The sequence below is a fragment of the Azospirillum sp. genome (genome assembly GCF_035627195.1).
Classification (GTDB): Bacteria; Pseudomonadota; Alphaproteobacteria; order Azospirillales; family Azospirillaceae; genus Azospirillum.
The window spans coordinates 1-21,683 of the sequence record NZ_DASPMG010000128.1; the positions used below are offsets into that span (position 1 = coordinate 1).

General features: G+C 70.6%; 21 protein-coding genes. 17 read left to right on the top strand and 4 right to left on the bottom strand.

Annotated elements, in window-relative coordinates; translation table 11 throughout:
* Positions 1–44: 44 nt before the first annotated feature.
* The 5 genes from VED21_RS12125 (at position 45) to VED21_RS12145 (ending at position 4,922) form a co-directional block, all read left to right on the top strand.
* Positions 45–473, top strand: a complete 429-nt coding sequence (locus tag VED21_RS12125) for a response regulator (protein ID WP_324882618.1) — start codon at positions 45–47, stop codon at positions 471–473.
* 119 nt (positions 474–592) lie between these two features.
* Positions 593–1,663, top strand: a complete 1,071-nt coding sequence (locus VED21_RS12130) for a cobalamin B12-binding domain-containing protein (protein ID WP_324882619.1) — start codon at positions 593–595, stop codon at positions 1,661–1,663.
* A 19-nt stretch (positions 1,664–1,682) separates the two neighbouring features.
* Entirely contained in the window at positions 1,683–2,852 is a 1,170-nt protein-coding gene (locus VED21_RS12135) for a HAMP domain-containing sensor histidine kinase (protein WP_324882620.1), read from the top strand.
* A 110-nt stretch (positions 2,853–2,962) separates the two neighbouring features.
* Complete coding sequence (locus VED21_RS12140; RefSeq protein WP_324882621.1) at positions 2,963–3,616, top strand: exopolysaccharide biosynthesis protein; 654 nt, start codon at positions 2,963–2,965, stop codon at positions 3,614–3,616.
* A 4-nt stretch (positions 3,617–3,620) separates the two neighbouring features.
* The gene (locus VED21_RS12145) at positions 3,621–4,922 is read left to right on the top strand and encodes a hemolysin family protein (protein WP_324882622.1); all 1,302 of its coding nucleotides are present in this window, start codon (positions 3,621–3,623) and stop codon (positions 4,920–4,922) included.
* Positions 4,923–4,926: 4 nt separating this feature from the next.
* Here the strand turns inward: VED21_RS12145 and rodA are convergent, their stop codons facing one another.
* Complete coding sequence (rodA, locus tag VED21_RS12150; protein WP_324882623.1) at positions 4,927–6,093, bottom strand: rod shape-determining protein RodA; 1,167 nt, start codon at positions 6,091–6,093, stop codon at positions 4,927–4,929.
* A 264-nt stretch (positions 6,094–6,357) separates the two neighbouring features.
* On the bottom strand, positions 6,358–6,987 hold the full coding sequence (locus tag VED21_RS12155) for a TetR/AcrR family transcriptional regulator (protein ID WP_324882624.1): 630 nt from the start codon (positions 6,985–6,987) through the stop codon (positions 6,358–6,360).
* A 252-nt stretch (positions 6,988–7,239) separates the two neighbouring features.
* Between VED21_RS12155 and VED21_RS12160 the strand changes: the two genes are divergently transcribed.
* From VED21_RS12160 to VED21_RS12195, 8 genes are all read left to right on the top strand, one after another.
* On the top strand, positions 7,240–8,346 hold the full coding sequence (locus tag VED21_RS12160) for an HlyD family secretion protein (RefSeq protein WP_324882625.1): 1,107 nt from the start codon (positions 7,240–7,242) through the stop codon (positions 8,344–8,346).
* A 197-nt stretch (positions 8,347–8,543) separates the two neighbouring features.
* Positions 8,544–10,034, top strand: coding sequence for a DHA2 family efflux MFS transporter permease subunit (locus VED21_RS12165; protein WP_324882638.1), 1,491 nt, complete (start codon positions 8,544–8,546; stop codon positions 10,032–10,034).
* A gap of 41 nt (positions 10,035–10,075) precedes the next feature.
* Positions 10,076–10,426 carry a helix-turn-helix domain-containing protein gene (locus VED21_RS12170; protein ID WP_324882626.1) on the top strand — a complete coding sequence of 117 codons (351 nt, stop codon included), beginning with the start codon at positions 10,076–10,078 and terminating at the stop codon, positions 10,424–10,426.
* Positions 10,423–10,818: a type II toxin-antitoxin system VapC family toxin gene (locus VED21_RS12175; protein WP_324882627.1), complete on the top strand. Its 396-nt coding sequence runs from the start codon at positions 10,423–10,425 to the stop codon at positions 10,816–10,818. The genes VED21_RS12170 and VED21_RS12175 overlap by 4 nt, the downstream gene beginning before the upstream one ends.
* Before the next feature lie 33 nt (positions 10,819–10,851).
* Positions 10,852–11,436 carry a hypothetical protein gene (locus VED21_RS12180; RefSeq protein ID WP_324882628.1) on the top strand — a complete coding sequence of 195 codons (585 nt, stop codon included), beginning with the start codon at positions 10,852–10,854 and terminating at the stop codon, positions 11,434–11,436.
* A 128-nt stretch (positions 11,437–11,564) separates the two neighbouring features.
* On the top strand, positions 11,565–12,974 hold the full coding sequence (locus tag VED21_RS12185; protein WP_324882629.1) for a YcjX family protein: 1,410 nt from the start codon (positions 11,565–11,567) through the stop codon (positions 12,972–12,974).
* Positions 12,971–13,966: a TIGR01620 family protein gene (locus VED21_RS12190; RefSeq protein WP_324882630.1), complete on the top strand. Its 996-nt coding sequence runs from the start codon at positions 12,971–12,973 to the stop codon at positions 13,964–13,966. The genes VED21_RS12185 and VED21_RS12190 overlap by 4 nt, the downstream gene beginning before the upstream one ends.
* Positions 13,967–14,085: 119 nt before the next feature.
* Positions 14,086–14,664 (top strand): Hsp20/alpha crystallin family protein, encoded by a 579-nt coding sequence (locus tag VED21_RS12195; protein WP_324882631.1) that lies wholly within the window; start codon positions 14,086–14,088, stop codon positions 14,662–14,664.
* 97 nt (positions 14,665–14,761) lie between these two features.
* On the opposite strand, the gene hutI is transcribed toward VED21_RS12195, so the two are convergent.
* Positions 14,762–15,964: an imidazolonepropionase gene (gene hutI, locus VED21_RS12200; protein ID WP_324882632.1), complete on the bottom strand. Its 1,203-nt coding sequence runs from the start codon at positions 15,962–15,964 to the stop codon at positions 14,762–14,764.
* Positions 15,965–16,007: 43 nt separating this feature from the next.
* Here hutI and VED21_RS12205 point away from each other — a divergent pair, with 43 nt between their 5' ends.
* From VED21_RS12205 to VED21_RS12220, 4 genes are all read left to right on the top strand, one after another.
* Positions 16,008–17,354, top strand: coding sequence for a formimidoylglutamate deiminase (locus VED21_RS12205; protein ID WP_324882633.1), 1,347 nt, complete (start codon positions 16,008–16,010; stop codon positions 17,352–17,354).
* Between the two features lie 122 nt (positions 17,355–17,476).
* Positions 17,477–18,334, top strand: a complete 858-nt coding sequence (locus tag VED21_RS12210) for a ChbG/HpnK family deacetylase (protein ID WP_324882634.1) — start codon at positions 17,477–17,479, stop codon at positions 18,332–18,334.
* 77 nt (positions 18,335–18,411) lie between these two features.
* Positions 18,412–20,103, top strand: coding sequence for a glycosyltransferase family 39 protein (locus VED21_RS12215; protein ID WP_324882635.1), 1,692 nt, complete (start codon positions 18,412–18,414; stop codon positions 20,101–20,103).
* Between the two features lie 139 nt (positions 20,104–20,242).
* On the top strand, positions 20,243–20,953 hold the full coding sequence (locus tag VED21_RS12220) for a class I SAM-dependent methyltransferase (protein WP_324882636.1): 711 nt from the start codon (positions 20,243–20,245) through the stop codon (positions 20,951–20,953).
* 5 nt (positions 20,954–20,958) lie between these two features.
* Here the strand turns inward: VED21_RS12220 and VED21_RS12225 are convergent, their stop codons facing one another.
* Complete coding sequence (locus VED21_RS12225) at positions 20,959–21,342, bottom strand: GtrA family protein (protein WP_324882637.1); 384 nt, start codon at positions 21,340–21,342, stop codon at positions 20,959–20,961.
* Positions 21,343–21,683 lie beyond the last annotated feature (341 nt).

Consider the following 21,683-nt stretch of genomic DNA (forward strand, 5'->3'; position numbering starts at 1 on the left):
GGGGGAGCACCCGCGGGTGGGGCCGCGGGACGGGGGCATCGGGAATGACCTGGGACGCCAGCATCGACACGCCGCGCAGCATCAGCGACCTGCGAATCCTGCTGGTCGAGGACGACGACTTCACGCGCAAGCTGGTGGCCCGGCTGCTGCACGACCTGAAGGTCCGCAACGTGCAGGAGGCGGCCGACGGCATGGGCGCCCTGGACGTGCTGCGCCGGTGCAACGGCGAGGTCGACATCATCATCTGCGACCTGGAGATGCCGCGCATGGGCGGGCTGGACCTGCTGCACGCGCTGCGCACGGCCACCGGCAACCCGATGGCCGACCTGCCCGTCATCGTGCTGACCAACCACCGCGAGGCGGACACGGTGAAGCGCGCCATCGCCTACGGCATCTCCGGCTATCTGGTGAAGCCGGTCGCCAAGTCCGATCTGGTGAAGCGGCTGACCTTCGCCATGCAAAAGGGCCGCTGACGCGCCGCCGCCTCTTCCCGCAGTGCGACAGAAACACAGGAACTTTCACAAGTTCGTGAGTGCCGAGGCGGGCCGTTCGCGTTATCCATATTGCTGATACCGGCCGCGTGCCGGCGGACATGGAGAACGCACGCCCGATGGACCACGCCGGTGCCCCGATCCTCGCGATGCGCGACGAGCTGGCACGCGCCGCCGTGGAGGCGCAGTTCGCGCGCTGGCCGGACCTCTACGCCCGCTACGGGTCCGTCGGGCGCGACAAGTGCGTCGACGACGTGCGCTACCACCTCCTCTATCTGGCCGAGGCGGTCGGGGCCGATGCGCCCGGCCTGTTCGCCGCCTACGCCTCCTGGGCCAAGGTGCTGTTCGCCGGCCTGGGCATCCCGGCCGGGGAGTTGGGCGACAGCCTGATCCTGCTGCGCGACCTGATCGCCGAACGCGTGGGCGGCGACGCGGCACGGCGCGCGGCGGCGTGCGTGGACGCGGCGGTGGCGGCGCTGCCGTCCGTCGGCACGGCGCCGCCGACGCTGATCGACCCGGACGCCCCCCATGCCGACCTCGCCTGCGCCTTCCTGGACGCGCTGGTGGCCGGCGACCGGCGGCGCGCCACCGCCATGGTGATGGAGCGCGTGGACGGCGGCATGACCGTGCGCGACGCCTACCTGCACGTCTTCCAGCCGGTGCTGCGCGAGATCGGCCGGCTGTGGCAGACCGGGCGCATCAGCGTGGCGCACGAGCATTTCGCCACCGCCGCCACCCAGGCGGTGATGTCCATGCTCTATCCGCGCATCTTCGCGGCCGAGCGGTGCGGGCGCAGCATGGTCGCCACCTGCGTCAGCGGCGAGCTGCACGAGATCGGCATCCGCATGGTCGCCGATTTCTTCGAAATGGCCGGCTGGGACAGCTATTATCTGGGTGCCAACGCGCCGACGCGCAGCATCGTGCGCGCCATGGTCGAGCGCGACGCGCATGTGCTGGCCATTTCCGCCACCATCACGCCGCACGTCGGCACGGTGGCCGAGCTGGTGCGCGCGGTGCGGGCGGAGATGGGCGAACGGCCGCTGCGGATCATCGTCGGCGGCTATCCGTTCCTGCTGGAGCCGGACCTGTGGCGCGTGGTGGGGGCCGACGGCTCGGCCCAGGACGCCGAGGGCGCCGTGGAGCTGGCCGAACGCCTGCTGGACGGGAAATAATAAGGGGAGGGAGTGCCGGGTGGACGGCGCCGTTTTCATCTGCGACCGCGACGGGCGGGTGACCGCGCTGGAGACGCTGGGCGCCGGCATCGCCGGGCTGCGCGCCGGCACCGGCGTGCCGTTCCCCCTGCTGTTCGGCGCGCAGCCGTTCGGCCGGGCGCTGGACCTCGTGAACGCGGTGCGCCGCGACGGGCGCGTGATCGACTGGCCGCTGGAGGAATCGCCCTGCGCCGACACCGGCCCCCTCTACGTCTCCGGCCGGGCGGCGGGGGAGGGGATGGTCCTGGCCGCGGCGGCGGAGCCGGCGGCGGTGGGGCGCCTGCACGACGCGCTGCGCCGTGTGCGGCCCGAGCTGGCCATGCTGCTCAGCCCGCTGGCCGAGCCGATGGTCTCGGCCGACGTCGGCGCGCTGTTCGACGAGATGACGCGCCTGAACAGCCAGCTCACCACCACCCAGCGCCAGCTCGCCAAGGCCAACGCCGAGCTGGAGGCCAGCAACGCGCAGAAGGACCAGCTGCTGGGCATGCTGGCGCACGACCTGCGCACGCCGCTGCACGTGATCGGCGGCTTCGCCCAGCTTCTCCAACAGCGCCTGGAGGGCGGCGTCGAGGCGCGCGACCTGATGGCCATCGAGCGCATCCGCGAATCGAGCCTGTTCATGCGCCACCTGATCGAGGACGTGCTGTCCATGTCGGCGCTGAAGGCGGGGCGGCTGCAGCTGGCGCCGCGCCCGACCGACCTGGGCGCCCTGGTGCGGCGCAACGTGGCGACCAACGGCATCCTGGCGCACGGCCGCGACGTCGCCATCGACTGCGACGTGGACGACGGCCTGCCGCCCGCGCTGATCGACCCGCCGCGCATCGAGCAGGTGATGAACAACCTGTTGTCCAACGCCGTGAAGTTCTCCAACCCCGGCACCCGCATCCGCGTGGCGGTGACGGCGGCCCCGGCCGGGCTGCGCGTCAGCGTCGCCGACCACGGCCCCGGCATCGCGCCGGAGGAGATGGACCGCCTGTTCCAGCCCTTCTCCCGCACCAAGGCCAAGGTGCGCAGCGGCGACGCCTCGGTCGGGCTGGGCCTGTTCATCTGCCGCAGCATCGTCGAGGCGCACGGCGGCCGCATCACCGCCGAAAGCACCCCCGACGAAGGCGCCACCTTCCGCTTCGTGGTGCCGGCGGCGGAGGCGTGACTCCTGGTAGTCCTGGCACCCCTTTTGGACACCCCCTCTGGCCTTGCCGTGCGGCATCCTGTACAACGGACCCATCGCGTGCTGCAGCGCACCCCGCCGTGAAAGACCGATTGCCCCCCTCCACGACCATTCCCGCCCAGGCCGTTCCAGCCCCGGAAGGCCGCCGCCGCGCGTCGGAGCTGCTGGAGGACTTCCTGGCGCACGAGCACGGCGAGCGCATCCTGCTGGCGGACCTGCTGCGCATCCTGGGCGACCGCGCCTTCGGCGCGCTCATCCTGCTGCTGGCCATCCCCAACGTGCTGCCGGTGCCGGGGCTGTCCACCGTCACCGGCCTGCCGATCGCGCTGGTCGCCGTGCAGATGATGCTGGGCCGGCAGGAGCCGTGGCTGCCGCGCCGCGTGGCTGCCGCCGGGATCGAGCGGGCGGCCTTCCTGCGCGTGGTGGCGCGCGCCCATCCGCACGTGGCGCGGATCGAGCGCCGCTTCCTCACGCCGCGCCTGCCGGCGCTGACCACGCCCACGGCGGAGCGGCTGCTGGGGCTGGCGATCCTCGTTCTGGCGCTGGTGCTGGCGCTGCCCATCGTCTTCGGCAACCAGCCGCCGGCCTTCGCCATGGCGCTGATCGCGCTGGGCCTGATCGAGAAGGACGGCGCCTTCGTCATCGCCGGGCTGGTGTCCGGCGTGCTGGCCATCGGCATCGTCATGGCCGTGGTGTTCGGCCTGTTCCAGGGGGCTTCCCTGCTCGTGCAGCAGATCTTCGGGTGACGTGATGTTCTGGGAAATCCTCATCGTTCTGCTGCTGATCCTGCTGAACGGCTTCTTCGCCATGTCGGAGATGGCGGTGGTGTCGGCGCGCCGGACGCGACTCCAGCAGATCGCCGAGGGGCGCGGCGGCCGCGGCGCGCGGGCGGCCATGGAACTGGCCGAGGATCCCAGCCGCTTCCTGTCCACGGTGCAGACCGGCATCACGCTGATCGGCATCGTCGCTGGCGCCTACGGCGGCGCCACGCTGGCCGATCCCGTCGGCGCGTGGCTGGACGCCGTGCCGTGGATCGCGCCCTACGGCCCGCAGGTGGCGTTCGCGGTGGTGGTCGCCATCATCACCTACCTGTCGCTGGTGGTGGGCGAGCTGGTGCCCAAGCGCGTGGCCCTGGTGCACGCCGAGAGCATCGCCGTGCGCGTCGCCGGCCCCATGCGGGGCCTGTCGCGGGCGACGGCGCCCATCGTCTGGCTGCTCGGCGTCTCCACCGACGTGCTGCTGCGCCTCCTGCGCCTGCGCACCACGCGCGAGCAAACGGTGACGGAGGAGGAAGTCCGCACCCTGATCGCCGAGGGCACGCAGAGCGGCGTCTTCGCCCCGGCCGAGCGTCAGATGATCGAAGGCGTGCTGCGCCTCGCCGACCGGCCGGTGCGCGCCATCATGGTGCCGCGCCGCGACGTGATCTGGCTGGACATCGAGGACCCGCCGGCCGCCATCGCCGCCGAGATCGCCGCCAGCGGCCACTCCCGCTTCCCCGTCTGCCGCGGCACGGTGGACGAGGTGCAGGGCGTCGTCGCCGCCAAGGCGCTGCTCGACCAGGCGCTGAACGGGCGCCCGATCGACGTGCGCTCGGCCATGGTGACGCCGCTGATCGTGCACGACGGCACGCCGGTGCTGCGCCTGCTGGAGCTGTTCAAGCAGTCGACCATGCACATGGCCGTGGTGGTGGACGAGTACGGCGGGTTCGAGGGCATCGCCACCGTCAACGACATCCTGGAGAGCATCGCCGGCGAGCTGCCCGAACTGGGCGACGAGGGCGATGCCGGCGCCGTGCGGCGCGAGGACGGCTCCTGGCTGGTCGACGGCCGCACCCCGGTGGACGAGGTGGAGCATATGCTGCACGTCACCGGCCTGCGCGGCGAGGGCGATTTCCACACGCTGGCCGGCTTCGTGCTGGACCGCCTGGGCCACGTGCCGGTGGCGGCCGAGCACTTCACGTGGCACGGCCTGCGCTTCGAGGTGGTCGACATGGACGGCCGCCGCATTGACAAGGTGCTGATCCAGGACCAGCGCATGCCCGAGGAGCCGTAAGCCCTCACATGTCGGCGACGCCGCTGCGGGAGATGCGGATCTCCCGGTGGACGGAAACGCTGAGCAGCAGGCCCACGCAGATCAGCAGCGTCATCATCGCCGACCCGCCGTAGGACACCATCGGCAGCGGGATGCCCACCACCGGGATCAGGCCCATCACCATCGCCACGTTGACGAACATGTAGAGGAAGAACTGCGTCGTCAGCCCGACGCCGACCAGCCGGCCGAACTGGTTGCGCGCCGACAGCGCGATCACCACGCCGTAGATGAGCAGCAGGCAGTACAGCATCAGCATCGCCAGGGCGCCCACCAGCCCGAATTCCTCCGCCAGCACGACGAAGATGAAGTCGGTGTGCTTTTCCGGCAGGAACATCAGCTGGCTCTGCGAGCCCATCATGAACCCCTTGCCGAACAGCCCGCCGGAACCCAGCGCGATCTTCGACTGGATGATGTTGTACCCGTGGCCGAGCGGGTCGTTCTCCGGATCCAGGAAGGTGTAGACGCGCTGGCGCTGGTAGTCGTGCAGGAACTCCCAGCCGATGGGGATGGCGCCGAGGCCCGCGCCGATGGCGACCAGGAACTTCCAGATGCGCACGCCGCCGGTGAAGAAGATGGCGCCCGACCCCAGGATCAGCAGCAGCGCCGTGCCCAGGTTGGGCTGCAGCAGCACCAGGCCCACCGGCAGGAACACCAGGATCAGCGGCGGGATCAGCACCAGCGGCCGGCCGATCTGGTCCAGCGTCAGCCCGTGGAAATAGCGCGCCAGCGCCAGCGCCAGCGCCGGCTTCATCAGCTCCGACGGCTGCAGCTGGAAGAAGCCCAGGTTGATCCAGCGCTGGGCGCCCATGCCGATGTGGCCCATGATCTCCACGGCGATGAGCAGCAGCAGCACCATCACGTAGGTGACGTAGGCGAAGCGCAGCAGCATCCGCACGTCCACCAGCGCCAGCCCCAGCATCAGCACCAGCCCGGGGATGAAGCGCACGAGCTGCGGGCGCGCCCACGGCTCCCACTGGCCGCCGGCGGCCGAGTAGAGCAGCGCCACGCCGATGCCCGAGATGGTGCAGACCAGGAGCACGAGCCCCCAGTTGATCATGCGGATCTTGGCGCCCAGCGTCAGGTGTTGGCGCTGCGGCGACAGCCCGCCGCCGTGTTGAAGGACCGCGACCATGGGTGTGCTTTACCGGGTGTCCGCTGGTGTTCGGCCGGCGATACTGCACCAGGACGGGGGCCGGGGTAAAGCTGCGGGCTGGACCGGGCTCAGGAAGGACACATGGCTTTCTTCTCCCTCCCCCAGCCCCGCTGGGGGAGGGAAGGGGCCCACGAAGTGGGAAGGGTGGGGGCAGCGGCCATTCCGGCAGGCGTGGGGCCGCTGATCCGCGCGAACACCTTGCCCCCTCCTAACCTCCCCGCCGGAGGCAGGGGAGGGACTGAGCTACTTCCCCTCCACCGCGTAGGCGCGGGTGAAGGCGCGCACGGCGCTGTCGACGATGCGCTCGCGGTCGGCCTCCGAGGGCGGGTCCTGCAGGCACAGCATCATGCGCAGGTGCGCGTCCGCCTTCAGCATGCCCAGGAACTGCTCGGCCGCCAGACGCGCGTCGGGGACGGACAGCTTGCCGCGGCGGTCGGCCTCCGCCAGGAAGGCGGTCATCTGCGCCAGCGAGCGCGCCGGGCCGGATTCATAGAAGGCGCGCGCCAGTTCGGGGAAGCGGTGCGCCTCGGCCACCACCATGCGGAAGCCGGCCAGCGCCTTGGGCGAGGTCAGCATGCCCAGGAAGCGCAGGGCGATCTGGCGCAGCACGTCGTCCACCTCCATGCGGCTGACCTCCTCGCACGACAGCGCCGACATGTGGGCGCGGCATTCGCCCGCCACCATGGCGGCGAACAGCTCGTCCTTGGAGCGGAAGTGGGCGTACAGCGTCGCCTTGGAGACGTTCGCCGTCTTCGCCACCGTGTCCATGCTGACGGCGCCGTAGCCGTGCTCCAGGAACAGCTTGCCCGCTGCCTCCAGGATCTGCGCCGGTTTCGATCCCGCCTCGGGGCTGGGGGCCACCACCGCCGTCATGCCTGCCTCCTCGCTCTTCCATCCGTTCCGTGCCGCGCCGCGCATGCCGTTCGAACCCGTCCTTCGACCTACGTACTAAACTGTTCAGTTCACTCTTGACAACAGATAGGAGGTGCGCCACCTTGACGCAAGACTGAACTGAACGGTTTAGTTCCCATCGCCGGAGCCAAACGCTTGGGTCCAAACGTTCGGGTCCAACGGGTCGGCGCCGCGCCGGCCCCGAGAAACGCAGGGACATAAGGTTACATAACGATGGCCAAGGGCGTACGGAAGATCATTCTGTCGGGTGTGGCGGTCGCGGCGCTGGCCGGCGCCGGGTACGGCGGCGTGCACTGGTGGGCGGAGGGCCGCTTCGTCGAATCGACCGACAACGCCTACGTGCAGAGCGACATCACGGTGGTCAGCCCGAAGGTCGCCGGCTATGTGCGCGAGGTGCGCGTGGCCGAGAACCAGAAGGTGGCGGCCGGCGACGTCCTGGTGTGGCTGGACGACGCCGACTACCGCGCCCGCGTCCACGAGGCCGAGGCGACGGTGGAGGGGCAGCGCGCCGCGCTGCAGAGCAACGCGCAGAAGCAGGTCCTGCAGCGCTCCATCATCGCCCAGTCGGAGGCGACCCTGGCCTCCGCCGAGGCCGAGCGGCAGCGTGCCGCGCACGAGTTCAACCGCACCCGCGCCCTGGCGTCCAACGATTGGGCGAGCCGGCAAAAGCTGGACGGCGCCGAGACCGACCTGCGCAAGGCCGACGCCGCCGTGGTCAAGGCGCGCGCCGAACTGGCCGCCGCCCGCGACCAGATCCGCGTGATCGAGGCGGCGGACGCCGAGATCGCCGCCCGCCTGCACCAGGCCGAGGCGACGCTGGAAGCCGCCCGGAACGACCTGGAGAACACGGCCATCCGCGCCGCGGTGGACGGCGTCGTCGGCAACCGCGGGGTTCAGGTCGGCCAGTACGCGCGGCCGGGCGTGCAGCTCCTCTCGCTGGTGCCGCTGCCCGACGTCTACGTGGTCGCCAACTTCAAGGAGACGCAGCTCGCCCGCATGCGCCCCGGCCAGATGGTGTCGCTGAGCGTCGACGCCTTCCCCGGCCAGACGCTGGCCGGCAAGGTGGAGAGCTTCGCCCCGGCGTCCGGCTCCAAGTTCAGCCTGCTGCCGCCGGAGAACGCGACGGGCAACTTCACCAAGGTCGTGCAGCGCGTGCCGGTGCGCATCGCGCTGCCCAGGGACAACCCGCTGGCCGGCCTGCTGCGGCCGGGCCTTTCCGTGGTCGCCGAGGTGGACACGCGCGGCGCCGAGGAGCGCCCGCATCTGGCCGGCGACGTGTTCGGCGCCATCATCCCCAACCGGGCGGTGGCCGTTAAGTAAGCTTTCTGGCGAACCTGTTCATGACTGCCGCCAATCCCCCGATCGCCCCCGGCCTGCGCCCCCAGCGGCCGACGGGCGAGGCTGCCCCCGCGTCCCGGTCCATCCCCCCGCCCCCCAGCGGCCGGGACGCGGCGGGCTCAGCCGCCCACCATGCCCCGCCCGCCGTTTCGGGGCGGGAGCTGGTGGGGTTCCTGGCGATGGTCGTCGGCATGTTCATGGCCATTCTCGACATCCAGATCGTGTCGAGTTCCTTGAGCGAGATCCAGGCCGGCCTGTCGGCCAGTGCGGACGAGATCTCCTGGGTCCAGACCTCCTACCTGATCGCCGAGGTGGTGATGATCCCGCTCTCGGGGATGCTGTCGCGCATCCTCTCGACGCGGGTGCTGTTCACCCTCTCGGCCGCCGGCTTCACGCTGATGAGCGTGGCCTGCGCCTTTGCCGGTGGCATCGAATCGATGATCGTCTGGCGGGCTCTGCAGGGCTTCATCGGCGGCGCCATGATCCCCACCGTGTTCGCCACCAGCTTCGCCCTGTTCCCGGCGGAAAAGCGGGCCGGCGTGTCGGTGATGATCGGCCTCGTCGCCACGATGGCGCCGACGCTGGGCCCGACGCTGGGCGGCTGGCTGACGCAGAGCTTGTCCTGGCACTGGTTGTTCCTGATCAACGTGGTGCCGGGCATCATCGTCACCACCCTGGTCTGGTCGCTGGTCGACGTGGACCGGCCGAACCGCTCGCTGCTGAAGGGTTTCGACGTCGCCGGGCTGCTGCTGATGGCGCTGTTCCTCGGCTCCCTGGAGTTCGTGGTGGAGGAGGGGCCGCGCAACGACTGGTTCGACGACGCTCACGTGGCGCTCTTCGCCGCCGTCGCCGCGCTGTCCGGCGTGGCGTTCTTCTGGCGGGTGCTGACCTACCGCAACCCGATCGTCGAACTGCGCGCCTTCCTGGACCGCAACTTCGCCATCGGCTCGCTGTACAGCTTCATCATCGGCATCGGCCTGTACGGCGCGGTGTACATCACGCCGCTCTTCCTGGCGCGGGTGCGCGGCTACAACAGCTTCCAGATCGGCACGATCATGTTCGTGACCGGCGTCTTCCAGTTCCTTTCGGCCCCCGTGGCCGGCGCGCTGTCGAAGAAGCTGGACCTGCGCGTGATGCTGGCGATGGGGCTGGTGCTGTTCGGCACCGGCGTCTGGCTGAACAGCTTCCTGACCGCCGAATCGAGCTTCTGGGAACTGTTCGTGCCGCAGGCGGTGCGCGGCTTCGCGCTGATGTTCTGTTTCATCCCGGTCAATTCCATCGCGCTCGGCACCCTGCCGCCGGAGCAGCTGAAGAACGCCTCCGGCCTGTACAACCTGATGCGCAACCTGGGCGGTGCCATCGGCCTTGCCGCCATCAACACGGTGCTGACCGACCGCGCGGCGCTGCACATGAACCGCCTGGGCGACAACCTGAATCTGGCGCGGCCGGAGGTGCAGTCGATGATCGACAACTTGGCCGCGCGCTTCGACGGCCTCGTCGCCGACCCGCAGGCCGCCGCCATCCAGCGTCTGGCCGGCCTGGTCCAGCGCGAGGCGCTGGTGCTGACCTTCAACGACTGCCTGCTGGTGATGGCCGGCGTCTTCGCCGCCGCCCTGCTGGTGATGCCGCTGGTCCGCCGTCCGGGGCAGGTGGTGAAGGCGGATCATTGACGTGATTTGATCGATGGCGTTCAGAGTGATATATATCGCTCATGATCAAGCCCGATCAGATCCGCGCCGCCCGTGCCATGCTTCGCCTTGAGCAGAAGGAGTTGGCGAGGCGCGCCCATGTTTCGGTGGCCACCGTGCGGCGCCTGGAAGCCGAAGACGCTGCGTCGAACGTGGCGGGCACGACCGTTGCCCGGATACGGAACGTTCTGGAAGAGGCCGGGGCCGAATTCATCGAATCCGGGGTTCGGCGGCGTGCGATGCGGAACCCGGCTGATCGTGAGGCGCGTTTCCGAGCCATCATGGACATTGCCGAACGCGCTGCGGCGCTGCCGGTCAGCAATCCCGACTTTTCCGAAGCCGACCTCTATGACGAGAACGGGCTGCCGCGGTGATCGTCGTCGACACCTCGGCGTTGGTCGCGATTCTCAGGAAGGAGGAGGACGCTGTCCGCTACGCCAATGCCCTCGCCGATGCCGAACGCTGTCTGATGTCCACCGTCAGCCGTCTGGAAGCGGCCATGGTTCTGGTCGGGAGGGGCGTGGCCGAGTCCGCCGACGTCCTCGATCGGCTCGTGCAGGAAGCCGGGATCGAGGTGGTGCCGTTCGACGATATCCAGGCCAGCTTGGCACGGCATGCCTTCTACCGGTACGGCAAGGGACGCCATCCGGCATCGCTCAACATGGGAGACTGCGTCTCCTATGCTCTGGCGCGGGCTTGGCGGTCGCCTTTGCTGTTCAAGGGGAACGACTTTTCCAGGACGGACATCGTCAGCGCCTTGCCGTAATCTCCTTGCAGGACCACACGCCACGGTGACCGCATGCCTGCGATCGTGCTATACGGCACCGCCTTCCTGGATGGTCCACCGCAAGCGACACGGCAAGCGACGATGAAGCGCCAGTACACCCGTGCCGAGGTCAAGGAACTGCTCAGCGCGCTGGAGCGGCAGTGCCGGCAGGCGGCCAAGCTCGCCCAGACGGCGGAGCACGAGGCCAGCAAGCACAGCTTCGGCGCCTACCGCGAGTTCCGCGACAAGGTCGGCGAATTCCAGGCCCTCGTCATCCTGATCGAGCAGCGCCTGCGCAACCTCGCCGACGCCCGCTCCGACGACCTGCGCGAACAGTTCGAGCGGCTGGACACGGTGATGCTGGCGCTGCTGGTGCGGGCCAGCATGCGCTTCTTCTTCGTGCTGTCGGCCAACCCGATCCTGCCGATGGGTGCGCGCGAGATCTTCATGTCGGAGCTGCGCAGCCTGCACGACGCCGCCGAGAAGCTGCGCCGCCCGCAGTACGTGACCAAACTTGGCCCCGAGCTGGAAAAGGACCTGGAGACGGCGTCGCTGATCCTGGAAGAGATCATCGACAAGGCCCCCAGCCTCCTGAACTTCCGCGGCGGCGAGGGGTAGGGCGCCCAACGTTGCACGCGCCGCCTCGCGTGCTTCAGGAAATCGCGTCAACGCACCCCGCCCCCCTTGGTCCGGGCGGCGGCATCCCATATATGGCGCAGGTCCCGCCGCCTTGCCGAGCCTCGCCCGTGCGCCTTCCCCTGATCGACGACCTCACCGATGCTGGTTCCCGCCTGATCGAACGCGCGGGCGACGTCGCCGGGCGCGCGCTGGAGCCCAGCGTGCGCCTCGGCGTCACCGGCCTGCGCCGGGCCGGCAAGACGGTCTTCACCACCGCCGTGGTGGACAATCTGCTGAAGCCCGACCGGCTGCCCTTCCTCGACGTCGTGTCGTCGGGGCGCATGCAGGCGGCGCGGCTGCAGCCGCAGCCCGACCCGGACGTGCCGCGCTTCCAGTTCGAGGAGCACCGCCGCACGCTGACCGGCCCCGACGCCGACTGGCCGGAGCCGACCACCGGCATCAGCCAGTTGCGCCTCGCCGTCCGCTACCGGCCGGCGGCGACGCTGAAGCGGGTGGTGCGCTCGATGGCGACGCTGAACCTGGACATCGTCGACTACCCCGGCGAATGGCTGCTCGACCTGCCGCTGCTGCGCCAGTCCTTCGCGGAATGGAGCGCGCTGACGCTGGAGATGGCGGAGCGCGCGCCGCGCGCGGCGCTGTCCACCGAATGGCGCGGCTGGCTCGGCACCGTGAACCCCGCCGGACCGGCGGAGGAGGAACTGGCGCGGCAGGGGGCGCGGCTCTACACCGCCTACCTGCACGCCTGCCGCACCACCGACGGGCTCAGCCTGATCCAGCCCGGCCGCTTCGTCGAGCCGGGTGACCTGAAGAACGCCCCGCTGCTCACCTTCTGCCCGCTGCCCGGCACGCCGCCCATCCGAAACAGGGGCCGTGGCACCCTGTGGGAGCTGACGGAGGAGCGCTACGAGGCGTACAAGTCGGTGGTCGTCCGCCGCTTCTTCGCCGAGCATTTCGCCAAGCTCGACCGGCAGATCGTGCTGCTCGACGTGCTGGGTGCCCTGAACGCCGGCCCGGACGCGGTGGCCGACATGAAGCGTTCCCTGGAGATGAGCCTGGAGCCGTTCCGCCACGGCGCGTCCGGCTGGCTCGACTGGCTGTTCGGCACCAAGATCGACCGCGTCCTGTTCGCCGCCACCAAGGCCGACCACATCGCGTCCAGCCAGCATCCGGCCCTGCGCCGGCTGCTCGACGATCTGGTGGGCGACGCGCGCCGCGCCATCCGTTTCGAAGGGGCGGGGGTGGAGACCATGGCGCTGGCCGCCGTCAAGTGCACCGACACCGTGGCGGCCGAGCACGAGGGCCAGCAGCTGCGCTGCGTGCGCGGCATCCCCATCGGGCGCGACAAGCCGACCGTGCTCTACCCCGGCGACATCCCCGACGTGCAGGCCGTGTTCGAACGCCCCTACAAGTTCCTGAAGTTCCGCCCGCCGCCGGGCATGGGCGCCGACGGCTGCGCCCTGCCGCACGTCCGGCTGGACCAGGCGCTGCAGTTCCTCCTTGGGGACTACCTGGAATGAGCGAGAAGGAAAGGGCCCGCGTCTGGGTCCCGCCCATGGAGCTGGACCCGGCCCGCGCCGCCCCCGTGCCGGAGGAGCCGCCGCCCGGCGCCCCGCCGGACGCCGAAGCGCCCCCGGTTCTGGCGGTCGACGGCCGGCCGCGCAGCCGGGTGGGGCGCTGGCTGGCGGGGGCGCTGGGCGCCCTGCTGCTGGTGGCCCTCGGCTTCGACACCGCCGACCTGCTGGAGCGCGCCTTCTCGGTCAGCATCGCGCTGGGCGCCGTGGTCGCGCTGGCGGCGGCGGTCGCCGCCGGGGCGGCGGTGACGCTGCTGGTGAAGGAGCTGCGCAGCCTGCGCCGCCTGCGCCACATCGAGGCGCTGCGCGGCGAGGCCGCCCGCCTGGGCGACGAGGCCGGCATCGGCGAGGCGGACCGATTCGCCGGGCAGCTCGGCCGGCTGTACGAGGGGCGCCCCGACCTCGCCCCGGACCTCGCCCGCCTGAAGGACCTCGTCAGCGACGCGCACGACGATGGGGAGGTGGTTCGCCTGATCGACCGCGAGGTGCTGGCCGGCATCGACCGCCGCGCCTACCAGATGGTCCTGCGCGCCTCGCGCGATACGGCCGTGGCGACGGCGCTGAGCCCCGCGGCACTCCTGGACGTGGTGGTCGTGCTGTGGCGGAACCTGAAGCTGGTGCGCGAGGTGGCGGGGCTGTACGGCGCACGGCCGGGCTACCTGGGCTCGCTGCGCCTGCTGCGGCGGATGCTCGCCAACATCGCCGTGGCCGGGGTGACGGAGACGGCGCACCACGTGGCGGTGGAGGCGCTGGGCGGCTCGCTGGTGGCCGCCGTGTCGACCCGCATCGGGCAGGGGGTGATCAACGGGCTGCTGACCGCGCGCGTCGGGTTGACCGCCATGCACCTGTGCCGCCCGGTGGCCTTCGGCCCGCACAACCGCCCCAGCCTGGGCCGCATCCGGGCCGAACTGCTGTCGCTGCCGAAACAGGTGCTGTAGCGGGTGCGACACGCTGCCGCTCACCCCTTGGGGACCGGTGCGGAAAACGGCGAAAGGTGCTAGAAAAGACAGCGAAGGTTGAGGACCTTCCGACGCCAGTGGCGCCGCGGTGACCGACGATGGAGGACACCATGGCCACTCGGATGGAAACCATGCCGGAGACGGCCTCCGGACGGACCATGCCGGTTGCGCGTCGCACGGGCGACCTGTTCCTGGACCTGCGGGAACAGATGGACCGGCTGTTCGACAACTTCTTTGGTACGACCGTCGAGCCCTTTGGCTGGGGCCGTGAGGGCCGTGTTGCGATGATGCCGCGGGTCGACGTCTCCGAGACGCCGGACGCGATCACCATCAAGGCCGACCTGCCCGGCCTGGACGAAAAGGACGTCGAGCTGACGCTCGACGGCGGCGTCCTGACGCTGAAGGGCGAGAAGAAGGCCGAGAAGGAGGAAAAGGACGAAGCCAAGCACTATCACGTCGTGGAGCGCAGCTACGGCTCGTTCCTGCGCACCTTCCGTCTGCCGGACACGGTGGAGGCGGACAAGGTGGCCGCCACGTTCGACAAGGGCGTGCTGACCATCACGATGCCGAAGACCGTGGAAGGCGAGAGCCGGGTGCGTCGTATCGACATCGGCGGTGAACCGAATACCCCGAACACGGGTGTTGGCGAACCGACCGGTGGTGAGGTGAAGCACTAGTCCCCAAAAGGCCGCGACGCACGGGCCCGTCGCCCAACGCGCCGCCGACCGCCCCCTCCTCCGCTCGCCCGCGGGGGAGGGGGTTCGTTTTTGCGCATCACGCCACCGCCCGCCCGTCCTTCACCACCCGCGCGCACGGGTTGGCGCCCAGCCAGTAGCACAGCTCCGCCGGGTGGCCGACGTCCCACGCCGCGAAATCGGCCGCCTTGCCGGCCTCCAGCGTGCCGTGCGTGGCATGCATGCCCAGCGCCCTGGCGGCGTTGCGCGTCACCCCGGCCAGCGCCTCCATGGGCGTCAGGCGGAACAGCGTGCACGCCATGTTCAGCATCAGCAGCAGCGACACGGCCGGCGAGGTGCCGGGGTTGCAGTCGGTCGCCACCGCCATCGGCACGCCGTGCCGGCGGAACAGCTCCACCGGCGGCAGCTTGGTCTCGCGCAGCAGGTAGAAGGCGCCGGGCAGCAGCATCGCCACCGTGCCGGCAGCCGCCATCGCCCGCACACCCTCTTCGGACGTGTGCTCCAGATGATCGGCCGACAGCGCCCCGTACCGCGCCGCCAGCGCCGCCCCGCCGCCGTCCGACAGCTGGTCGGCGTGCAGCTTCACTGGCAGCCCCAGCGCCTTCGCCGCGTCGAACACCCGCGCCGTCTGCTCGGGCGAGAAGGCGATGCGCTCGCAGAACGCGTCCACCGCGTCCACCAGCCCCTCGGCGGCCAGGGCCGGCAGGATCTCCCCGCACACCAGATCCACGTACGCGTCCGCCCGCCCGGCGTATTCCGGCGCCACGGCGTGCGCGGCGAGGCAGGTGGTGCGCACCGTCACCGGATACCGCTCCCCCAGCGCGCGTGCAGCGCGCAGCATGGCGCGCTCGCTCTCCAGGTCCAGGCCGTAGCCGGACTTCACCTCCACCACCGTGACGCCCTCGGCCAGCAGCCGTTCCAGCCGGCGCGCCGCGCTCGCCGCCAGTTCCTCCGCGCCGGCCGCGCGGGTGGCCTTGACGGTGGAGACGATGCCGCCGCCGGCCCGCGCGATCTCCTCATAGCTCGCCCCCTCCAGCCGCATCTCGAACTCGTGCGCCCGGTTGCCGCCGAAGACGAGGTGCGTGTGCGCGTCGATCAGCCCCGGCGTGACCCAGCGCCCCTCCAGGTCGTGCTCCTCCGCCGCGCGGATGTCCGGCATCGCCGCGCGCGGCCCCACCCAGGCGATGCGCCCGCCCCGCACGGCGATGGCCGCGTCGCGCACCACGCCGGCCTCGCCCATGGTGAGCGCGTGTCCGTTGAACCAGAGGCTGTCGGCGTCCATTGTCTGTGCTCCCCGCTGCGATCTTCATAAGGGCTCCGAGGCCATGGCGACCATCTTCGCCGAACAGGCGCTGCTTCCGGAAGGCTGGGCCGACGCCGTCCGCATCACCGTCGGCGCGGACGGCACCATCGCCGCCGTCGAGCCCGGCGCCACGCCGCAGGATGCGGAACGCGCCGCCGGTCCGGTGGTGCCCGGCATGCCCAACCTGCACAGCCACGCCTTCCAGCGCGCCATGGCCGGCCTCGCCGAACGCGCCGGCCCGGAGGAGGACAGCTTCTGGACGTGGCGGGAGGCCATGTACCGCTGCGTCGCCACCCTCCAGCCCGAGCACGTCCACGCCATCGCCCGCCAGCTTTATGTGGAGATGCTGAAGGCCGGCTACACCAGCGTGGCCGAGTTCCACTACCTGCACAAGGACCCCGCCGGCCACCCCTACGCCGACCCGGCGGAGATGGCGCACCGCGTCGGCGCCGCGGCCGAGGACACCGGCATCGGCCTCGTCCTCCTGCCCGTCCTCTACCGCCACGGCGGCTTCGGCGGCCAGTCGCCGGGGGAGGGGCAGCGGCGCTTCACCCTCACCCCCGACGCCTACCTCGACCTGCTGGACGCCGTCGCCCCCCATGTCGCCACCGGCATCGCCTTCCACAGCCTGCGCGCCGTGTCGGGCGACGACATGGCGGCGGTGCTGGCCGGCGTCGACCCGGCCCGCCCGGTCCACATCCACGTGGCCGAGCAGCGGCGGGAGGTGGAGGACTGCCGCGCGTGGTCCGGCGCCACGCCCATCGACTGGCTGTTCGACCATGTGGAGGTCACGGCGCGCTGGTGCCTCGTCCACGCCACGCACGCGGGGGAGGGGGAACTGGCCCGCATGGCCGCCTCCGGCGCCGTCGCCGGCCTGTGCCCGACGACCGAGGCCAACCTGGGCGACGGCATGTTCCCGGCCCGCCGCTTCGTCGAGCTGGGCGGGCGCTTCGGCGTCGGCTCCGACAGCCACGTCACCGTCAGCCCGTCCGACGAGCTGCGCTGGCTGGAGTACGGCCGCCGGCTGATCGAGGAGCGGCGCAACCGCCTGTTCTCTCCAACCCGTCCGTCCGTCGGCGGCTTCCTGTGGGATGCGGCGCTGGCCGGCGGTGCCGCGGCGCTGGGCCTACCCGCCGGGCGCATCGCGGCCGGATCACGGGCCGACCTCGTGGTGCTGGACGGTGCCCATCCGCTGCTGGCCGGGCGGCGCGGCGACGCGGTGCTCGACCGCTGGCTGTTCGCCGGCGACGCCCGCATGGTGCGCGACGTCATGGCCGGCGGCGTCTGGCGTGTGCGCGACGGCCGCCACGCGGGCGAGGAGGCCGCCGCCCGTGGCTTTGTCGAGGCGATGCGCGCGCTGGCGGCGTAGCCCTTGCACCGGGACTATGCCGTGTGGCGTAGTGCCGCCTGGGAATAAGGAAGGCCGCTCACGCGTTCGTGCCTTCGTGCTCCCGCCCTCCGCCCTCTGCCGTTGCCCGCCCCGGACCGTCCATGCCCCACAGCGCCCACCACCCCGTGATCCTCTGCGCGGACGACTACGGCCTGTCGCCCGGCGTGGGTGCTGCGATCCGCGACCTGATCGAGCGCGGCCGGCTCACCGCCACCTCCTGCATGACCGTCTGCCCGTCCTGGCCGGCCGAGGCCACGCTGCTGAAGCCGCTGGCCGACATGGCCGACGTCGGGCTGCACCTGACGCTGACCGATCAGCGGCCGCTCGGCCCCATGCCGGCGCTGGCCCCCAACGGCACGCTGCCGCCGCTGGGCGCGCTGATGCGCAAGGCGTTCTCCGGCGCCCTCAAGCCCGCGGAAATCACCGCCGAGGTGGACCGGCAGGTCGCCGCCTTCACCGAACATTTCGGCGCCCCGCCGGCCTACATCGACGGGCACCAGCACGTCCACCAGCTGCCCGTGGTGCGCGACGCGGTGGCGGCGGCGCTCAGCCGGCTGCCCGGCGCCTACGTCCGCCTATGCCGGGAGCCGCGGCGCGCCATCGTCCGGCGCGGCGTGGCGGTGCCCAAGACGCTACTGATCAGCGAACTGGGCGGCGGGCTGGCCGCACTGGCGCGGGCATCCGGCATTCCCGGCAACACCAGCTTCCGCGGCGTCTACGACTTCTCCGGCAAGGTGCCGTTCGGCGACCTGATGGCCCGCTTCCTGGACGAACCGGGCGGCCGCACCCTGGTCATGGTGCACCCCGGTATCCCGGACGAGGAGCTGCGCCGCGCCGACCCGCTCGTCGACCAGCGGGCGGTCGAGTACGACTACCTGAAGGGGCCGGCCTTCGCCGACCTCCTGGCGGCGCGCGGCCTGCGGCTGGGCCGCTTCGCCGAGGCCGGCGGCAACATTTGACCAACCGGAAACGATAATTTAACAAGAAAGAACACACAAAGGTGGTCGCAGATCTGTCGCTCCATGAGCCGCGAAGCATGAGCCAGCCGTTTCCGATCGATCCGCAGGCCGGCCTCGCCTCCGGCTTCGGCCTCAGCCGCGCGCGCCCCTGGGCGGCGGTCGAGATCTGGGACGACCTCAGCCGCCTGCTGCTGTTCTGCCTGCTCGTCATCGCGGTGCTCACCTTCCGCGACTACGGCATCTCCATCGACGAGGAGGTGCAGCACATCTACGGCAAGAAGCTGTTGGCCTACTACACCAGCGGCTTCGTCGACCTTTCCGCCTTCTCGTTCAAGGACCTGTACCTCTACGGCGGGCTGTTCGACCTAGCGGTGGCGCTGCTGACGCCGATCTCGCCGCTGGCGGAATACGACACGCGCCACCTGCTGTGCGCGCTGTGCGGCGTGGTCGGGATCGCCGGCACGTGGCGCCTGGGGCGCCTGCTGGGGGGGCCGCGCGCCGGCTTCCTGGCGGCGGCGCTGCTGGCGCTGTCGGGCGTCTACTACGGCGCCATGTTCAACAACACCAAGGACGTGCCCTTCGCCGCCGGCATGGTGTGGACGCTGTACTTCGCCACCCGCATGGTGCTGCAGTTTCCCAGCCCGCGCCCCTCGTCCGTGCTGAAGTTCGGGCTGACGCTGGGCCTGTCGCTGGGCATCCGCGTGGGCGCCGTGCTGGCCGGGGTGTACGTGGTGGCCGCGGCGCTGCTGTTCCTGGCCTTCATGCTGTACAGCGACGGCTGGCGGGCCACGCTGGCGGCGTTCGGCCGGATGGTGGTGGCGATGCTGCCGGCCGTGCCGGTCGCCTATGGGCTGATGGCCGCGCTGTGGCCGTGGGCGGTGTTCGACGTGCTGAACCCCATCCGCGCCCTCCAGGCCTTCTCGCACATCGACTATCTGCCCTACCAGCTGGAGACGCTGTTCAACGGCCGCCTCGTCTCGGCCATCGACGCGCCGGCGCTCTACCTGCCGGTCTATCTGGCCATCAAGGTGCCGGAGGCGGTGCTGCTGGGCCTTCTCCTGGCGGTGGCCTTCGCGGCGGCCTGGGTCTGGCGCACGGTGCGCGAGCGGCGCTCGTGGCGGCCGGCGCTGCGCTATGCCGTCGTGACGCTGGCGGTGGCGTTCCCCATCGCCTCCTTCATGCTGCTGCGCCCGACCGTCTACAACGGCATCCGGCACTTCCTGTTCGTCGTCCCGCCCATGGTGGTGCTGGCGGCGGTCGCCTTCCATCACCTGTGGAACCTGGCGGAGGCGCGCGGGCACCACGCCGTGCGGGCGGTGGTGCTGGGCCTGACGGTGTCGGGCGTGGTGTACGGCTGGCAGCTGGGCTGCCTGCACCCGAACGAGTACGTCTACTACAACGCCTTCGTCGGCGGTGCGAAGGGCGCCAAGGGCCGGTTCGAGCTGGACTACTGGGGCAATTCGATCCTGGAGGCGGTCAAGCAGCTGGAATCCCTGCTGGAGCTGGAGAACGACGGCAAGACGCCGGAGCGCACCTACACCGTGGTCGTCTGCGGCAACGCGCTGGCCGCGCGCTATGAACTGCCGCCGTACCTGAAGCTGGTGAACGGGGTGGAGCCGCTGTGGCGCAACGCCGACTTCTTCATCACCTTCACTCAGGACCGCATCTGTCCCAACCTGATGGACGGCCGCCCGATCATCGAAATCCTCGCCGACGAGGTGCCGCTGGCCATCGTCAAGGATCGCCGCGCCCCGGAGCAGCAAAAGTAACTTTTGCGCCTCCGTAATTCGGTTGGCTTGACCTGCTTTCGTCACCGGCGATAGTCTCGGTTCGCAGAACATCCGCCGTGGTGATTGCTGCGGCGCGTTATAACGGTCCGGAAAGGGCCGATGAACGGGGAGACCGCACGTGACGGACAACACGGCCGGCTGGATCGATTTCTGGAATCGTCCGAACAACGCCATCTACGTCAACGAGCGCAACCTCGAAGTGCACTTCGAGACGCTGCGCCGCGACGTGGTGCAGTTCATCCCGGCCGGCGGGCGGGTCCTCGACTTCGGCTGCGGCGACGCGCTGATCGCGGAGGCGGTGGCGGAACGCGCGGGCATCGTCCACCTGTTCGACGCCGCGCCGGCCGTGCAGCGCCGCATCCGCGAGCGGTTCGAAGGGCATCCGCGCATCCGCGTGCTGGACGCCGGGGCGCTGGCCGCCATGCCCGATGGCAGTATCGATCTGGTCCTCGTCATCTCCGTCGTGCAGTACCTGCCGCAGGACGATCTGGCCGGGCTGATGGCGCAGTGGCGCCGCCTGCTGGCGCCGGGCGGGCAACTGCTCATCGCCGACGTGGTGGAGCCGCACACCCCGATGTACCGCGACGTCGGCAGCCAGCTGACGCTGGCGTGGAAGCACGGCTTCTTCCTGGCGGCGCTGTTCGGGCTGGCCAAGCTGGCCTTCTCCGACTACCGCCGCATCCGCCGCGACGCCGGGTTCTCCACCTACACGCCGGCCGACATGCTGGGGATGCTGAAGGGCGCCGGGTTCGAGGCGAAGCACCTGCAGCGCAACGTCGGCCCCACGCCGCACCGCAACTCGTTCCTGGCGACCCGCCCGGCGGCGTGAGCGCGTCAGCGCGCCGTGTCCGACATCGAAAACGTCCAATAGCGGTTGGCGGCGTAGCTCCACAGCATGACCACGCCGGTCGCCGTGACCTGCGCCAGCAGGTAATGCAGGCCCACGCCCACGGCCAGCAGCCACATGATGGCGCTGTTCACGCCCAGCCCGGCGGTGGCCACGGCGACGAAGCGCACGGCGGTCGGCAGGTGCTGCTGGTCGCTCTGGAACACGTGGCCGTAGTTCAGGACGTAGCTGATCACCCCGCCCACCACGAAGCCGACGGCCGAGGCCAGCACCGGCGGGCTGTGCAGCAGCTCGCTCAGCAGGATCAGCACGCCGTAATGGCCGACGGCGGCGGCGCAGCCGACCAGCGCGAACAGAACGAACTGGCGCATCGGCCTCCCCGGTTGGCGTCGTTTCGCCACCGGTAGCGCACCGGGGCAGGGTGTGTCCAGGGCGCACAGGCGCGTTGACAAAATTCCTAAATTACCGGCATGATCAATGCGATACTGGCCGCATTTCCGCTCAATTCCGCATTCCCTTCGCGCCGCAGGCGTTCGGGTCCGAAAATGCGGCCAATGCACCAATGCAACACACTGCCAAATCCGTTGCATGGTGTTGCATCCTGTTGCATTCGCCGCCCGCTACTCCGCCGCGACGCTGGTGTCGCTCTCCCGCCACTCGCGCTGGCGCAGCTTGAAGCGCTGGATCTTGCCGGTCTCGGTGCGCGGCAGCT

Coding starts and splice junctions, on each gene's coding strand:
- VED21_RS12125 (WP_324882618.1), top strand. CDS start 45: ATGACCTGGGACGCCAGCATCGACACGCCGCGCAGCATCAGCGACCTG.
- VED21_RS12130 (WP_324882619.1), top strand. CDS start 593: ATGGAGAACGCACGCCCGATGGACCACGCCGGTGCCCCGATCCTCGCG.
- VED21_RS12145 (WP_324882622.1), top strand. CDS start 3,621: ATGTTCTGGGAAATCCTCATCGTTCTGCTGCTGATCCTGCTGAACGGC.
- rodA (WP_324882623.1), bottom strand. CDS start 6,093: ATGGTCGCGGTCCTTCAACACGGCGGCGGGCTGTCGCCGCAGCGCCAA.
- VED21_RS12155 (WP_324882624.1), bottom strand. CDS start 6,987: ATGACGGCGGTGGTGGCCCCCAGCCCCGAGGCGGGATCGAAACCGGCG.
- VED21_RS12160 (WP_324882625.1), top strand. CDS start 7,240: ATGGCCAAGGGCGTACGGAAGATCATTCTGTCGGGTGTGGCGGTCGCG.
- VED21_RS12165 (WP_324882638.1), top strand. CDS start 8,544: ATGGTCGTCGGCATGTTCATGGCCATTCTCGACATCCAGATCGTGTCG.
- VED21_RS12170 (WP_324882626.1), top strand. CDS start 10,076: ATGATCAAGCCCGATCAGATCCGCGCCGCCCGTGCCATGCTTCGCCTT.
- VED21_RS12180 (WP_324882628.1), top strand. CDS start 10,852: ATGCCTGCGATCGTGCTATACGGCACCGCCTTCCTGGATGGTCCACCG.
- VED21_RS12190 (WP_324882630.1), top strand. CDS start 12,971: ATGAGCGAGAAGGAAAGGGCCCGCGTCTGGGTCCCGCCCATGGAGCTG.
- VED21_RS12195 (WP_324882631.1), top strand. CDS start 14,086: ATGGAGGACACCATGGCCACTCGGATGGAAACCATGCCGGAGACGGCC.
- hutI (WP_324882632.1), bottom strand. CDS start 15,964: ATGGACGCCGACAGCCTCTGGTTCAACGGACACGCGCTCACCATGGGC.
- VED21_RS12205 (WP_324882633.1), top strand. CDS start 16,008: ATGGCGACCATCTTCGCCGAACAGGCGCTGCTTCCGGAAGGCTGGGCC.
- VED21_RS12210 (WP_324882634.1), top strand. CDS start 17,477: ATGCCCCACAGCGCCCACCACCCCGTGATCCTCTGCGCGGACGACTAC.
- VED21_RS12215 (WP_324882635.1), top strand. CDS start 18,412: ATGAGCCAGCCGTTTCCGATCGATCCGCAGGCCGGCCTCGCCTCCGGC.
- VED21_RS12225 (WP_324882637.1), bottom strand. CDS start 21,342: ATGCGCCAGTTCGTTCTGTTCGCGCTGGTCGGCTGCGCCGCCGCCGTC.